At 72.2% G+C, this 12,777-nt stretch carries 15 protein-coding genes; 9 read left to right on the plus strand and 6 right to left on the minus strand.

Annotation, left to right across the window (positions count from 1 at the left end):
• The first annotated feature begins 9 nt into the window (after positions 1-9).
• The 3 genes from ACZ4YL_RS28025 (at position 10) to ACZ4YL_RS28035 (ending at position 2,712) form a co-directional block, all read left to right on the plus strand.
• A complete protein-coding gene (locus ACZ4YL_RS28025) occupies positions 10-1,197 on the plus strand; it encodes a lipid-transfer protein (protein WP_468120338.1) in 1,188 nt (395 codons plus the stop codon).
• Between the two features lie 260 nt (positions 1,198-1,457).
• Positions 1,458-2,024 carry a hypothetical protein gene (locus ACZ4YL_RS28030; RefSeq protein ID WP_468120340.1) on the plus strand — a complete coding sequence of 189 codons (567 nt, stop codon included), beginning with the start codon at positions 1,458-1,460 and terminating at the stop codon, positions 2,022-2,024.
• Positions 2,025-2,196: 172 nt separating this feature from the next.
• Complete coding sequence (locus ACZ4YL_RS28035; protein WP_468120341.1) at positions 2,197-2,712, plus strand: YcxB family protein; 516 nt, start codon at positions 2,197-2,199, stop codon at positions 2,710-2,712.
• A gap of 25 nt (positions 2,713-2,737) precedes the next feature.
• Here ACZ4YL_RS28035 and ACZ4YL_RS28040 read toward each other — a convergent pair whose 3' ends face one another.
• The 4 genes from ACZ4YL_RS28040 to ACZ4YL_RS28055 form a co-directional block, all read right to left on the minus strand.
• Positions 2,738-3,169, minus strand: coding sequence for a hypothetical protein (locus ACZ4YL_RS28040; protein ID WP_468120342.1), 432 nt, complete (start codon positions 3,167-3,169; stop codon positions 2,738-2,740).
• A gap of 94 nt (positions 3,170-3,263) precedes the next feature.
• On the minus strand, positions 3,264-3,533 hold the full coding sequence (locus ACZ4YL_RS28045) for a hypothetical protein (protein WP_468120343.1): 270 nt from the start codon (positions 3,531-3,533) through the stop codon (positions 3,264-3,266).
• Complete coding sequence (locus ACZ4YL_RS28050; protein WP_468120345.1) at positions 3,520-4,074, minus strand: RNA polymerase sigma factor; 555 nt, start codon at positions 4,072-4,074, stop codon at positions 3,520-3,522. The genes ACZ4YL_RS28045 and ACZ4YL_RS28050 overlap by 14 nt, the downstream gene beginning before the upstream one ends.
• A 211-nt stretch (positions 4,075-4,285) precedes the next feature.
• The gene (locus ACZ4YL_RS28055) at positions 4,286-4,639 is read right to left on the minus strand and encodes a response regulator (protein WP_301374734.1); all 354 of its coding nucleotides are present in this window, start codon (positions 4,637-4,639) and stop codon (positions 4,286-4,288) included.
• A 253-nt stretch (positions 4,640-4,892) separates the two neighbouring features.
• Between ACZ4YL_RS28055 and ACZ4YL_RS28060 the strand changes: the two genes are divergently transcribed.
• Genes ACZ4YL_RS28060 through ACZ4YL_RS28070 form a run of 3 tightly spaced genes read left to right on the plus strand, consistent with a single transcriptional unit; the run spans position 4,893 to position 7,837 of the window.
• A complete protein-coding gene (locus ACZ4YL_RS28060; RefSeq protein WP_389113833.1) occupies positions 4,893-5,747 on the plus strand; it encodes a MaoC/PaaZ C-terminal domain-containing protein in 855 nt (284 codons plus the stop codon).
• A 43-nt stretch (positions 5,748-5,790) separates the two neighbouring features.
• A complete protein-coding gene (locus tag ACZ4YL_RS28065) occupies positions 5,791-6,867 on the plus strand; it encodes a Zn-dependent alcohol dehydrogenase (protein WP_373038984.1) in 1,077 nt (358 codons plus the stop codon).
• A gap of 28 nt (positions 6,868-6,895) precedes the next feature.
• A complete protein-coding gene (locus ACZ4YL_RS28070) occupies positions 6,896-7,837 on the plus strand; it encodes a 3-oxoacyl-ACP reductase (RefSeq protein ID WP_468120348.1) in 942 nt (313 codons plus the stop codon).
• Between the two features lie 19 nt (positions 7,838-7,856).
• Here ACZ4YL_RS28070 and ACZ4YL_RS28075 read toward each other — a convergent pair whose 3' ends face one another.
• On the minus strand, positions 7,857-8,933 hold the full coding sequence (locus ACZ4YL_RS28075) for a hypothetical protein (protein ID WP_468120349.1): 1,077 nt from the start codon (positions 8,931-8,933) through the stop codon (positions 7,857-7,859).
• Between the two features lie 424 nt (positions 8,934-9,357).
• Between ACZ4YL_RS28075 and ACZ4YL_RS28080 the strand changes: the two genes are divergently transcribed.
• From ACZ4YL_RS28080 to ACZ4YL_RS28090, 3 genes are read left to right on the plus strand one after another with little or no spacing between them, the layout of a single operon-like run.
• On the plus strand, positions 9,358-10,218 hold the full coding sequence (locus ACZ4YL_RS28080) for a Nif3-like dinuclear metal center hexameric protein (protein WP_468120351.1): 861 nt from the start codon (positions 9,358-9,360) through the stop codon (positions 10,216-10,218).
• Positions 10,215-10,958 carry a zinc ribbon domain-containing protein gene (locus ACZ4YL_RS28085; protein WP_314251300.1) on the plus strand — a complete coding sequence of 248 codons (744 nt, stop codon included), beginning with the start codon at positions 10,215-10,217 and terminating at the stop codon, positions 10,956-10,958. The genes ACZ4YL_RS28080 and ACZ4YL_RS28085 overlap by 4 nt, the downstream gene beginning before the upstream one ends.
• The gene (locus ACZ4YL_RS28090; RefSeq protein ID WP_468120353.1) at positions 10,958-12,277 is read left to right on the plus strand and encodes a bifunctional RNase H/acid phosphatase; all 1,320 of its coding nucleotides are present in this window, start codon (positions 10,958-10,960) and stop codon (positions 12,275-12,277) included. The genes ACZ4YL_RS28085 and ACZ4YL_RS28090 overlap by 1 nt, the downstream gene beginning before the upstream one ends.
• 69 nt (positions 12,278-12,346) lie before the next feature.
• On the opposite strand, the gene ACZ4YL_RS28095 is transcribed toward ACZ4YL_RS28090, so the two are convergent.
• Positions 12,347-12,694 carry a hypothetical protein gene (locus tag ACZ4YL_RS28095; RefSeq protein WP_468120354.1) on the minus strand — a complete coding sequence of 116 codons (348 nt, stop codon included), beginning with the start codon at positions 12,692-12,694 and terminating at the stop codon, positions 12,347-12,349.
• Positions 12,695-12,777 lie beyond the last annotated feature (83 nt).

Below are 12,777 nucleotides of genomic sequence, written 5' to 3' on the forward strand. Positions count from 1 at the left end.
TTGTCGGGCATGAAGTCGTACATCGTGGGCGTCGGCATGACGAAGTTCGAGAAGCCGGAGTCGCGGGACTGGCAGTACTGGGACATGGTGAGGGAGGCCGGATCGGCGGCGCTCGCGGACGCGGGCATCGACTACGGACTGGTCGAACAGGTCCCGGTGGGCTACTGCTTCCAGGCCTCCACCGCCGGCCAGCGGGCGGCGTACGAGCTGGGGCTCTCCGGGGTGCCGGTCTACAACGTCAACAACAACTGCGCGACGGGCTCGACGGCGCTGATGATGGCGCGGCAGTTCGTGCAGGGCGGGATCAGCGACTGCGTGCTGGCGCTGGGCTTCGAGAAGATGAAGCGCGGCGCGCTGGGCGGGGGCGCGGACGGGGGCGACTTCAAGACCTCGCCGGTGGCCCGGCACTACGGGATCATGGCCGCGGGCCACGGCTTCGAGATGTCCCCGCCCACGGCGCAGATCTTCGGCAACGCGGCGCGGGAGCACATGGAGCGGTACGGGACCACGGCCGCGCAGCTCGCGGCGGTCGGCGCGAAGAACCACCGGCACTCGGCGAACAACCCGAACGCGCAGTTCCAGGACGTGTACTCGGTCGAGGAGATCCTGGCGGCGAAGGAGATCCACGCACCGCTGACGAAGCTCCAGTGCTCGCCGACCTCGGACGGTGCGGCGGCGGCGCTGGTGGTGTCCGAGCGGTTCCTGGTGCGGCACGGGCTGCACGACAAGGCGGTGGAGATCGTCGGGCAGTCGATGACGACGGACACCGAGGCCTCCTTCGCCTCGGGCTCGTGCATCGACGTGGTCGGCAAGCCGATGACGGCGGCGGCGGCCCGGCAGGCGTACGAGGCCTCGGGGCTCGGCATCGAGGACGTCGACGTGGTGGAGCTGCACGACTGCTTCTCGATCAACGAGCTGCTGACGTACGAGGCGCTGGGCATGTGCGAGGACGGCGCCGCCGGGAAGCTGGTGCAGTCGGGCGCGACGACGTACGGCGGGCGGTGGGTGGTGAACCCCTCCGGCGGGCTGATCTCCAAGGGGCATCCGCTGGGGGCGACGGGGCTGGCGCAGGCCGCGGAGCTGGTGTGGCAGTTGCGCGGCGAGGCCGGTCCGCGGCAGGTCGAGGGGGCGCGGGTGGGGCTGGCGCACAACATCGGGCTGGGCGGCGCGGCGGTGGTGACGCTGCTGCGGCGCTGAAATGATGTTTTCCGAGGTGGCAATCTAAGCGGCAAGGCGGCCCGGTTCTGGGGTCCTTGGCGCGACTCGAAGATCTACTGGAACGGAGAGGATGGTAGCCAAATCAGAATCATGGTGCGCGAGGCGACTAAGGAAATCGCATATTTCCCGCTGAACAGTAGGGGAGTGCATAATTACCGATCGCCGGGTCTCTATAAATGGTGACCAACCTGCGGGCGCGCTGTCCGCTTGATCGTCTCGTTCACAGGTAGGGTCCCCCAATGGCTGATTTGACCGAACTTGCCGATCGGCTGCATGTGGCAGGCCTGATCTTTCGTGGAATGGCAGACCTCGACTGCCCGCTCATTCCGCCGAGGCTGGCTACGGGGGCTGCAGGGTACCCGCCGCCGTCGGGCCGGTGGCCTGTTTACTCTGTTGAAATTGACGCGCAAGACTGGGTAGCCAGGGCAAACAAGGGCTGGTTCGAACTGTCTCGCGATGGTGGCCTATTTTCGGCCGACCGTGAATTTTTTGTGTCGGTGAAGCGCCAAGAAGGGGAATGGTGGTGGGCGCGCGTCGGTTTGGCTGAAACCTGGGACGTCATGGGTGCCGGTGCGGCTGGTTTGCTCGGTAGTGGATTCGGCGTTCCGGGATTCACCATGCTGTCGCTGGCGGGGGATGTGATCGTTTGTGGCATGGAGTGGCAGACGGCGATCGGCGCTGTCTTGGTCAGTCATTTCGACGAGCATCGGAAGCTTCGTGAATATTCCGAATGGATGGCGGGCTGGCAGGGAACCCCTGAACGGGAGAGGGTGGCTATTCGGAATTGGCTGAGGGTTCTCAATTGATGAGAAGCGTTTCGGGTGTTGGGCGGTAATTCGGCGCGAGCGTCCCACGGCGTGTTCTGATTTACTTTGCGTGCATGCGGTGCGGCCGCGGAGACTTATGTGGCGAAGCCCCGCCGAAGTGATCCGGCGGGGCTGGGTGGGGCCACGGGGCGGGGTACTAGGCTCCGCTCCCGTGAGCGAGATACGCGAGGCGCCCTTCAGCGCCACCGGCAGCCTGACCAGGGACGAGTACGACGAGGCCGCCAAGGCGGCGGGGCTGTTCCGGCGGGGCCGGGTGGTGGCCGCCCTCAGTACGGTCCTCCTCGGCGCGGCGAGCGTGATGCTGTCGTCCGACGGTCTCACCGTGCACCCCGTCCCCCTCGGGATCGCGGTGGCGTACGGCCTCGTCGTGCTGCTGGTCCTCCCGCGGTGGGTGGTGGGCCGGGGCTTCCGCAGCGGCAGGGCCGCCGAGGAGAAGCGGGTCGTGGTGGACGGTACGGGCATCGAGGTGTTCCGCGGCGGGGAGTCGCAGCGGATGGTGTGGGACGAGGTGCGCTACTACCACGAGACGCCCCGGCTGCACGTGTTCGTGGGCCGCTCGCGCCGCCGGACGTGTCTCGTGGCGCTGCCCAAGCGGCTGTTCACGGCACCGGGAGAGAGCGAGCTCCTCGCCGCCTTCGGGCAGGAGCGGGCGGGCGACGGCTCCTAGCGGCCCCGGCCCGCCCCGCGCCCGGTCAGAGCTTCTCGATGTCCTTGTGCTTCACTTCGGCCGAGTCGCGGTGGTAGGCGGCCAGGCGCACCTTGAGCGGGTGGCCGGCCGGCGCCTTGACGATCCGGTCGGGGTGCTCCTCCAGGCCGGTGCCGCCGCAGGAGGGCTCGCTGGTCAGGCTGCCCCAGCCGTTCAGGCCGTGCGGGTCGTTCCAGTCCAGCCAGGCGCAGTCGCGATCGCCGCCGGTGACATACACCGCGATGATCCTGACCGCGTTCACCTCGCCGTCGACGCGCTCGTAGACCACGCTTCCGGTGCTGTGGTGGAGGCCATTGCCGGCCTCCAGGGGGACCTGGAGGACCGGGCCGGCCGGGGTGTCGGCAGCGGCCGGAGCGACGCTTCCCGCGAGGGTCGCGAGCACGAGCGCGGCGGTGGCGGACAGGGCGGATACACGCATGGTTTTGCCTCCACGAAGCTGGGTCGAGGAGGTCTCATCCTGCTCCAGCGGGTGCGCATGCGCTGCTGTGGAATCCGTCAATCGGTGGCCGGGATCAGCGCGGTGCCACCTTCAGTTCGCAGCGGCCGTCCGTGCACTCCCGTTGCAGGCGGCCCCGAGAGAGCGTCTGGGCCAGTCCGATCGCCCAGCACATCGGGCAGCCGCGCAGCGCCAGCAGACCGACCGGGGCGAGAGCCAGGGTGATCGGGCCGTAGAGCGGGAGGAGGGCGACGGAGCCGGCCAGGGCGCCGAGGCCGACCGCGCCGCGGAGCAGGTGCCGGGGCAGGGAGGAGCTCGCGAAGTCGGGGCCGTCAGTGGGTGACATCGTCGCCTCCAGGGGTCGGGTACAGGGTGTGCCGAAGGGCCGCGCGGGCCCGGTGCAGCCGTGATTTCATCGCGGCGGGGCTGAGTCCGAGCGCGTCCGCCGCCATCCGCCCGCTGTAGCCCTGGATGTCCCGCATGATCAGCACCCGCCGCTGGTCGGCGGGGAGGGCGGCGATCGCCCGCGCCACCCGGGCGGCCTCCAGGTGTTCCAGTACCTCGTCCTCGGCCGACATCACGGCGGAGTCGGGCAGCGGGGCGCGCTCGCGCGGCACCAGCCGGGCCCGGCGCAGGCACTCGTTGCGGACGATGCGGAACATCCACGAGGCCAGGGCGCCGGAAGCGCGCAGCATGCCGATCTTCCGGTAGAGGATGATCAGCGCCTCCTGGGCCGCGTCCTCGGCGTCCTCGGGTGAGGCGCACAGCGAGTACGCGAACCTCCGCACGTTCGGGTGCGATCCGGAGACCAGCGCGGTGACCGCATCGACGTCCCCGCCCTGCGCGGCGAGGATCAGCGGCTCGGCGGGCCAGGTCGACTCAGCCACGGGAGCGGCTCCGCCGGCGTACCACGAGGACGGTGCAGGTGCAGAGCAGGAGCAGTACGACGGCGCCTACGGCGACAGTAGTGATCACGACAACCTCCAGGTCAGGTGCCGAACCTCTGCGTCGGCACATGCATAAGAGGCGTGGGAGCCGCAAAAGGATTCACCCGGGTTTCACGAAGCTTCACCGGGCTTCACCGCGCTTCATCGACGGTCACCCCAGGGCGGGGTCCACCACAGTCTCGCCCGTCGAGGCGCGCCGGACGCTGTCCGCCAGGTCCGCGACCGGGCCGTCCCGCAGCACCAGCCCCACCGCGCCCGCGGCGAGGGCGGCCTCCGCGAGGCCGGGGTGCGCCGAGCCCGTCAGGACGAGCACCCGGCACTCCGGGTCGTCGGCCAGCAGGGCGGTTACGGCCGCGAGCTCCTCCACCAGGGCCACCGCGGGCCGTGCCATGGGGTCCCGGACGATCTCGATGTCCGGCTGGAGGCCGAGCTGGAGCGCCAGGGCCGGATTCGGCGGTTCCAGCAGGACGCGCAGGGCGCGGGCCTCACGGTGATCAACAGGCATTTCGTCCACGCGGGCAGCGTATTGCCCAGCCTTCCGTCGGGCACGCAACACGCCCCGTACGCAGCGGATCTGACGTGAAGTCAAGAGTCTTCCCATGTGCGGGGGCGTGCGTTATACATTCCCTCACCGGCCGGGCCTAGAACGCGTTCTAGAACCGGCCCCCGCATACGACCTCGGTGCGGCCGACGGTGCGGACGGCCGCACCGAGGTCTTCCACGGCCCCGGTTCTCCAACGACAGGGAGCAGCATCCCCATGCCGATCGATGCCGCCAAGGCCCTCGCCGCCGACCCCCGCCTGGGGGACATCGGCTGGGACCACAAGGACATCCAGCTCTACCACCTCGGCCTCGGCGCGGGCCGGCCGGCCACCGACCCGGACGAGCTGCGCTACACCCTCGAATCCAAGCTCCACGTGCTGCCCAGCTTCGCGACCGTCGCCGGCGCCGGCATGGCCATGCTGGGCGGCCTCGCCGCACCCGGGATCGACGTCAACCTCGCCGCCGTCCTGCACGGCGGCCACTCCATCGAGCTGCACCGGCCCATCCCCGTCAAGGGGCAGGCCACCTCCCGCTCGAAGGTCGCCGCCGTCTACGACAAGGGCAAGGCGGCCGTGATCGTGCTGCGCTCGGAGGTCGCGGACGCCGACGGGCCGCTGTGGACGAGCGACGCGCAGATCTTCGTACGCGGGGAGGGCGGCTTCGGCGGTGAGCGCGGGCCCTCGGCCAAGGAGGAGCTCCCCGGGCGCGCGCCCGACCGTACCGAGGAGCGGCACATCCGTGAGGACCAGGCGCTCCTCTACCGCCTCTCCGGCGACTGGAACCCGCTGCACGCCGACCCCGAGTTCGCCAAGACGGCCGGCTTCGACCAGCCGATCCTGCACGGCCTGTGCTCGTACGGGATGACCCTCAAGGCCGTCGTCGACACGGCCCTGGGCGGGGACGTCTCCCGGGTCCGGGCCTACCGCACGCGCTTCGCCGGGATCGTCTTCCCGGGCGAGACGCTGCGCATCCGGATGTGGCAGGAGCCCGGCCGGGTCCTGGTGTCGGTGACCGCCGCCGAACGGGACGACGCGCCGGTCCTCGCCGACACCGTCGTCGAACACGCCTAGGGGGGCTTGCCCCCCAACGCCCGACCACACAAGGAGCCGCACCGTGCGAGCAGCACTGCAGAGTGAGATCGGCCAGGACAAGCTTGAGGTCGTCGACGACATGGAGGCCGTCGGCCTCGGCCCCGGCAAGGTGAAGATCCGGATCAAGGCCACCGGCCTGTGCCACTCCGACCTTTCCGCGATGAGCGGCGTCCTGCCGCAGCCCGCCCCCTTCATCCCGGGCCACGAGGGCTCCGGGGTGATCTCCGACGTCGGTGACGGGGTCACCACCCTCAAGCAGGGCGACCGGGTCCTCGTCTGCTGGCTGCCGCCGTGCGGCCACTGTCCGTCCTGCAAGCGCGGCCAGGGCCACCTGTGCCTGGCGAGCCTGGTCAACGCGGGCACCCCCAACTTCCGCCGCGCGGGCGGTGACATCTTCGGCTTCGCCGCGACCGGCACCTTCGCCGAGGAGCTCGTGGTCGACGCCGCGTGCGCCGTCCCGATCCCCGACGACGTGCCCTTCGACATCGCCGCGCTGATCGGCTGCGGTGTCACCACCGGCCTCGGTGCCGCCATCAACACCGCCAAGGTGGAGGCCGGATCCTCGGTGGCCGTCATCGGCTGCGGCGGCGTCGGCATATCCGTCATCCAGGGCGCCAAGGTCCAGGGCGCGGCCCAGATCATCGCCGTCGACCCGGTGGAGTCGCGGCGCGAGGCGGCCCTGCGGTTCGGGGCCACCGAGGCCGTGGGGCCGGAGGCCTTCGACGACGCCAAGAACCGGATCACCGGCGGCGAGGGCTTCGACTACGTCTTCGAGGTCGTCGGGAAGTCCGCCACCGCGCAGACCGCCTACAAGATGACCCGACGCGGCGGCAGCGTGGTGATCGTCGGCGCCGGCGCGCTGGACGACAACTTCCAGATCGACATGTTCTCGCTCTTCTTCGACGAGAAGAAGATCCTGCCGTCGATGTACGGCGGCGGGGACGTGCTCCGCTCCTACGAGCGCACCATCGCGCTGTGGCGGGCCGGCCGGGTGGACCTGGCGAGCCTGATCACGCACCGGGTGCAGCTCGCCGAGATCAACGACGCGCTCGACCAGATGCGTACGGGCGTCGCCCTGCGCACCTGCATCGAACTCTGACCCGCTCGCTCTGAGAGGAACGCTACGGATGTCACTCCCACTTGAGGGGCTCTCCGCCATCGTCACGGGCGCGGGCCGCGGGCTCGGCCGGGCCGAGGCGATCGAGCTCGCGCGGCTCGGCGCGAGCGTGGTCGTCAACGACTTCGGCCAGCCGGGCCGGGACGGCTCCGGGGAGGCCTCGGCCGCCCCGGCGGAGGAGGTCGCCGCGGAGATCCGCGCCGCGGGCGGCCGGGCGGTGGCGCACCTGGGCGACGTGGCCGACTTCGAGCGGGCGCGGGAGCTGGTCGAGCTGGCGGTGGCCGGCTTCGGGAAGCTGGACATCCTGGTCAACAACGCGGGCATCCTGCGCGACCGGATGGTCTTCTCGATGTCGGAGGAGGAGTGGGACTCGGTGATCCGGGTCCACCTCAAGGGCCACTTCAACACCACCCACTTCGCGTCCGTGCACTGGCGCGAGCGCTCCAAGGCGGCGGGCGGCCCGGTCTACGGCCGGATCGTCAACACCTCCTCCGAGGCCTTCCTCGGCGGCTCGGCCGGCCAGCCGAACTACGCGGCGGCCAAGGGCGGCATCGTGGGCCTGACCACCTCGACCGCGCTCGCGCTCGCGAAGTACGGGGTGACGGCCAATGCCATCTGCCCGCGCGCCCGCACCCGGATGACCGAGGACGTCTTCGCCGGCTTCGAGGTCCCGGAGGAGGGCAAGCTGGACGCCCTCGCCCCCGAGCACGTCGCACCGCTCGTCGGGTACCTGGCCTCGCCCGCCTCCGCCAGGGCCAACGGCCAGCTGTTCGTCGTACACGGCGGCATCGTGGTCGTCATGGAGCGCCCGAAGGTGGCCGCCAAGTTCGACACGGCCAAGGAGTCCTTCTCCTACGAGGAGCTCGACGAGCTCCTGACCCCGCACTACGAGGCCCGGCCGGCGACCGAGACCTTCGCCGCGACCGAGGTACTGGGCCTCAAGCACGCCTAGGAGGCGACTGCCCCCGCCCCTATCGCCCGGCCAGCGGTGCCTGCTGGAGGGGGACCGGGCGGGGGGCGGTCGCCGTGGGCGGATCCAGGACCACCGGCGGGGGAGGGGAGGCCTGCAGGTTCAGGCCGACGATCCCGCAGGGCACCTCGGGCGTCGCGTACGGGAGGTGCAGGCGGCCCTGCGGGCTCCACAGGCCGGTCCCGCCGAGCCAGCCCGCCGGGGCGCCGAGCCGGAAGACGTGCCGGTCGGCGGGGCGCCACAGGCCGATGCCGCCCTCGGGCAGCCGCAGCGCCACCCCGCAGGTCTCCGGCATCAGGGCCTGGCCGGGCTGGACCGCGAACGGGCGGGCGTCCCCGAGGCGGGCCAGGCACTCCGGGAAGCGGAGGGGCAGGGAGCTGCCCAGCACCCCCCAGCCGAGGCGCGGTTCGCCCGGTGCGTCGGAGCGGATCAGCAGCAGCCCGCTGTCCGGGTCGGCCAGCAGCAGCCGGTCGTCGCTGTCCTCGGTGATCTGCAGCAGCGGGGACACCTCGGTGCGCCCCAGGTCCACGGCGACGGCCTTGGTGGTGCCGTCCAGCTCGCGGTCCAGGGCCAGCAACCGCCCCGTCCGGTCCAGCCAGACGCCGCCCGAGCACCGCCCCGGGATCCGGGCGACGGGCCGCGGCCCCGACGGGCTCCCGGCCACCTGCCAGACCGTGCTCACGGTGTCCTCCGCGGCCAGCGCGAAGGCGCCGGATCCGTCCGGGCACGGCGGGAGCAGGCGAACCCGCACGCCCTCCCGTACGTCCACCCCGCCCAGCTGGAGCTCCCCGGTGCTCGGCCCGGCCGCGGCTCCCGTCGGGTAGAGCAGTGCGAAGGCGTGCCGCTCCGCCACCCGCCGGTGGATCAGCACCCGTCCGTCGGCCAGCGGCAGCACCTCGCTGTCCGCCTCCTCCGGCTGCGCGAGCGGCAGCGGTACCGCGTACGGCTCGGGCCCGGCGAGGGTCCAGCGCTCCGCGTAGAGAGCGTCGCCCTCGCCGGCCAGCCGGGCGGCGTACGAACCGTCCGCGGCGATGCTGAACGCGGCCGTGGTCGTCATTTCGATGGCACAGACAGTCATCCGTGGTCACCTCCGGGGGGAAGGTAATTTCCGGACTTCCCGGCGAACAACACCACCAACACCGCTTCACACATACGGGTGTCCGCCCGGCGATTCGCGCGTGGTGGACGAGGCGGTTGTGCTGCGCGGCTTCCGAGCCGACCCGCTCCGCCGTGGAAGGGGCGGCGGCCGTCAGGTCTTCGGCGGCCTGGGAGCCCTCCCGGGGCCCCGGGCTCGGCCGGGGAGGTACGGGGACCGGGCGGGGGCGCCCGGGCGGGCCGCGCGGTGCGCGGCGGTCCCTGCGGCTCCGCGGGCACGTGCCGGGGCCGGGGCCGGGGGCAGGTGCAGGCTGGAATCCTCCGGTTTGTCCGCCCCGGAGGGGAAGGGCCCCGACCGGCAGGGCTGGCCTGACCGGGACGGTCGCCCCGGACGGTAGCCTTGGCCCGTGCCCCGTCTCTCTGAAGTCATCGCCGCGCTGGACGCTCTCTGGCCCCCCTCGCGGGCCGAGCAGTGGGATGCCGTCGGAACCGTCTGCGGCGACCCGGACGCCGAGGTCACCCGGGTCCTGTTCGCCGTGGACCCCGTCCAGGAGATCGCCGACGAGGCGGTCAAGCTGGGCGCCGACCTGATCATCACCCACCACCCCCTCTACCTGCGGGGCACCACCACCGTCGAGGCCGGCACCTTCAAGGGCCGCGTCGTGCACACGCTGATCAAGAACGACATCGCGCTGCACGTCGCCCACACCAACGCCGACACCGCCGACCCGGGCGTCTCCGACGCCCTCGCCGGCGCCCTCGGCCTGCGGATCACCGGCCCGCTGGTGCCCGACCCGAGCGACCCGGAAGGCCGCCGGGGCCTCGGCCGGATCTGCGAACTGGACCACCCCGAGACCCTGCGCGAGTTCGCCGCCCGCGCCGCGGCCTGGCTGCCGCCGACCGCCCAGGGCATCCGCGTGGCCGGCGACCCGGACGCGCCGGTCCATCGCGTCGCCGTCAGCGGCGGCTCCGGCGACAGCCTCTTCGAGCAGGTCCGCGCCGCCGGTGTGGACGTCTTCCTGACCGCCGACCTGCGCCACCACCCGGCGTCCGAGGCCCGCGAGACGAGCCGCCCGCTCGCCCTCGTCGACGCCGCCCACTGGTCCACCGAGTGGCCCTGGTGCGAGCAGGCCGCAGCCCAGCTCGACGCGATCTCCGAGCGCCACGGCTGGGGTCTGCGTACCCACGTCTCGCGCACGGTCACCGACCCTTGGACGGCCCACGCGCCGTCCGTCACACCCCCTTCTATCTCTGGAGCCCCCAACTGAACGCCGAGCCCGCCGACCAGATCCGACTTCTCGACGTCCAGGCGCTGGACGTCCGGCTGTCTCAGCTCGCCCACAAGCGCAAGTCGCTGCCCGAGCACGCCGAGCTCGACTCGCTCACCAAGGACCTGGCGCAGCAGCGCGACCTGCTCGTCGCCGCCCAGACCCAGGCGAGCGACACCGCGCGCGAGCAGACCAAGGCGGAGCAGGACGTGGACCAGGTGCGCCAGCGCGCCGTCCGCGACCAGCAGCGGCTCGACTCGGGCGTGGGCATCTCGGCCCGGGACCTGGCGAACCTGCAGAGCGAGGTCGTCTCCCTCGCCAAGCGCCAGGGCGACCTGGAGGACGTGGTCCTGGAGGTCATGGAGCGTCTGGAGGGTGCGCAGGAGCGCGTCACCGGGCTGACCGAGCGCGTCTCGGCCCTGGAGGCCAAGGCCGCGGACGCCACCGCGCGCCGTGACGCGGCGACCTCCGAGATCGACGCCGAGGTCGCGAAGGTGACCAAGGACCGCGAGGTCATCGTCGCGTCCATGCCCGCCGACCTGATGGCGCTGTACGAGAAGATCCGCGTCAAGCAGGGCGGGGTCGGCGCCGCGCGCCTCTACCAGCGCCGCTGCGAGGGCTGCCGGCTGGAGCTCGACATGGCCGAGGTCAACGAGATCAAGGCCGCGGCCCGCGACCAGGTCGTCCGTCACGAGAACTGCGGCCGCATCCTGGTCCGTACGGCCGACTCGGGCATCTGATGCCGCAGTTTGTCGTGGAGGCGGACGGCGGGTCCCGGGGCAACCCGGGGCCGGCCGGCTACGGCGCGGTGGTGCTCGACCCGGCGACGGGCGAGACGCTGGCGGAGCGTGCCGAGTACATCGGCATCGCGACGAACAACGTGGCCGAGTACAAGGGCCTGATCGCCGGGCTCGCGGCGGCCCGTGAGCTCGCCTCCGACGCGCAGGTCCTGGTCCGGATGGACTCGAAGCTGGTCGTCGAGCAGATGTCGGGCCGCTGGAAGATCAAGCACCCGGACATGAAGCCGCTCGCGGCCGAGGCCGCGCGGATCCTGCCGCGCGCCCAGGTGACGTACGAGTGGATCCCGCGGGAGCAGAACAAGCACGCGGACCGGCTCGCGAACGAGGCGATGGACGCGGGCAAGCGCGGCAAGCAGTGGGAGCCGTCGGCGTCCACGGCCGCCCTCGACCACGGCGCGGCGCGCGCCCTGGCCACCCCGCCGGCGCCGGTGGGCCCGCCGGGGGACGCGACGAAGGGGGCCGCGGCCGTCCGCGCGGCCCTGGTCTCCGCCTCCGGAGCCGCGGCCACGTCGGCCCAGGAGCTCGCCGACACGCTGTTCGCCGACGCCGAGGCCCTGGCGGACGCGATCGAGCCCTGCCTCGACGCCGATGCCCCGGCGGTCGCCGCGGGCAGTCACGGCTGGGGCCCGGACATGGGGGCGCCGGCCACCTTCGTGCTGCTGCGGCACGGCGAGACCGCCCTCACCCCGCAGAAGCGCTTCTCGGGCAGTGGCGGCAGCGACCCCGAACTGTCCCCGGCCGGCCGCCGGCAGGCCGCCGCCGTGGCCGAGGCGCTCGCCGCCCGCGGCACCATCCAGACGGTCATCAGCTCCCCGCTGCGCCGCTGCCGTGAGACCGCCCAGGCGGTCGCGGACCGCCTCGGCCTCACCGTGACGGTCGAAGAGGGCCTGCGCGAGGTGGACTTCGGGGCATGGGAGGGTCTGACCTTCGCCGAGGTGCAGCAGCGCTTCCCCGACGACCTCCAGGCCTGGCTGGAATCCCCGAAGGCGGCCCCCACGGGCGGCGGTGAGAGCTTCATGTCCGCCACCCGCCGGATCTCGGCCACCCGCGACCGCCTGCTGTCCGCGCATGCGGGCCGCACGGTCCTGCTGGTCACCCATGTGACCCCGGTCAAGATCCTGGTCCGCCTGGCCCTGGGCGCCCCGCCGGAAGCCCTGTTCCGCATGGAGCTCTCGGCGGCCTCCCTCTCGGCCGTGGCCTACTACGCCGACGGCAACGCCTCGGTCCGCCTCCTGAACGACACCTCGCACCTGCGGTAGACCCCGCCGATGCAAGGCCCCCGCCGACGGCAGCCCGCCGGCGGGGGAGGACCGTCACCCGCGTCCGGGTCAGGGCGCGGGCTTGGAGTGGCCGAGGTTCTCCAACGCCCGGTCGAGGGCGCGGACCATGTTCCGTGCCTGGGCTTGGGCGGACAGGACGGCGCCGCGCGCCTGCCGCGCGTTCGGGCGGGGCCGTTCTCCGTCCGGTGCGGCCCAGTCGCCGTCGTCACGCCGTCCGATGTGTACCTCCAGATGGCGCAGAGCGTCGTCGAGTTGGTGGGCGAGTTCGCGCAGGTTCCCGGTCACGGCAGTGATCTCGGCGGGGCTCGCGTAGGCATTGCGGGGGTCGGTGGTCGCTTCGGCGAGTTCGCGTATGTGCGCGGCGGCCGCGGCCGCACGGGCAGGGTGATCGGTCATGTGGCTGAGCGTCCCGCATCGGCCGGACCGCCGATAGGTGTTGGCGCCGACGGCCCGGATCCGGTGGGCGGGGCCGACGTTCG

Source organism: Streptomyces sp. NPDC030021, from assembly GCF_055574035.1.